We start from the raw sequence: 1,468 nt of genomic DNA, 5'->3' as shown, positions 1-1,468 counted from the left end.
GCCCTCGGCCCAGGCGGCGCCGTCGGCCGAGGCCGAGAACGACTTGCACCGGCCGTCGGGGGACAGCGCGCGCTGCCGGCAGAACTCGACGAACGCCACCGGCACGGACATGACCGTCACGCCGCCCACGAGCGCCAGCGAGCACTCCCGCCGCCGCAGCGCCCGCACCGCGAGGTGGATCGCGACCAGCGAGGACGAGCAGGCCGTGTCCACCGTCAGCGCCGGCCCCTCCAGGCCCAGGGTGTAGGAGACGCGGCCGGCGATGACGCTGGGCGCGCTGGAGGTGAACAGGGTGCCCTCGACGGACTCGGGTGCACCGTGGAGGAAGCGCGCGGAGTAGTAGTCGTACATGTTGCCGACGTAGACGCCGGTCCTGGTGCCGCGGAGGCCGCCCGGCTCGATCTCGGCCCGCTCCAGGGCCTCCCAGCACGTCTCCAGGAAGATCCGGTGCTGCGGATCGGTGGCCAGCGCGGTGCGCGGGCTGAGGCCGAAGAAGGCCGCGTCGAAGTCGGCGACGTCGTACAGGAAGCCACCGTGCCGGGTGTACGTCTTCCCGGCCGCCTCCGGGTCGGGATCGTACAGGCCGTCCACGTCCCAGCCGCGGTCGGCGGGGAACTCGCCGATCGCGTCCCGGCCCGAGGAGACCAGCTCCCACAGCTCCTCGGGACCGCGGACCCCACCGGGGTAGCGGCACGCCATCCCGACGATCGCCACCGGCTCGTGGCGGCGCTCCTCGTCCTCGGCCAGCCGCCGGCGGGCCTCCGCCAGTTCGACGGTGGCGCGCTTGAGGTAGTCGCGGAGCCTGTCCTCTGTTCTCATCGATCGGCCTTTCCCGTCACAGTTCGTTGTCGATGAGCGCGAAGATCTCCTCGTCCGAGGCGGAGTCGATCTTCTCCATCACGGTGTCGGCGTCGCCCTTGGCCTGCGCGCCGAACATGGCCAGTCCGCTCTGCAGGACGGCGACGAGCTTGCCGCGGATCGCCTCGCCGTCACCCTTCGCGCTGGTGAGCATGGATCCCACCCGTTCGAGCGCGCCGCGCAGGGTCTCCTCCGGGGAGGGCGCGGCGGGTGCGAGGGTGTCGAACAGGTACTCGGCCAGGGAGCTGACCGTGGGGTGGTCGAAGACGAGCGTGGCGGGCAGGCGCAGGCCGGTGTCGGCGTTGAGCCGGTTGCGCAGCTCGACGGCGGTCAGGGAGTCGAAGCCGAGCTGGGTGAACGCCCGGTCGACGCTGATCTTCTCGGCGCTGCCGTGGGCGAGGACGACGGCGACGTGGCCGCGTACCCGGTCGGTGAGCACGCGCAGGCCCTCCTCCCTGGTCAGCTCGGCGAGGCGGGACATGAGCGCGGTGAGGCTCGTGCCCTGCTCGCCGCCCGCGGACCGGCGCGGTGCGGCACGGACGAGGCCGCGCAGCATGGGGGGCAGGTCGCCGTTCTCGGCCCGGGCACGCAACCCCGCCGTGTCCCAGCG

General features: G+C 72.9%; 2 protein-coding genes. Both read right to left on the bottom strand.

All coding sequences use genetic code 11. From position 1 onward, the window contains the following. Positions 1-819 (bottom strand): beta-ketoacyl synthase N-terminal-like domain-containing protein (locus tag FHS22_RS37170; protein ID WP_184948889.1); only part of this gene is annotated, 819 nt, incomplete at its 3' end. A gap of 16 nt (positions 820-835) precedes the next feature. Then, positions 836-1,468, bottom strand: a 633-nt coding sequence (locus FHS22_RS37165) for a phosphopantetheine-binding protein (RefSeq protein ID WP_260408686.1), incomplete at its 5' end; no start/stop codon positions are given.

It is taken from the genome of Thiemannella venezuelensis (assembly GCF_014203605.1).
Lineage (GTDB): Bacteria > Actinomycetota > Actinomycetes > Streptosporangiales > Streptosporangiaceae > Planomonospora_A > Planomonospora_A venezuelensis.
Note: the sequence above shows the minus strand (reverse complement) of the source record. Positions and strands in the feature narration are given on the sequence as shown.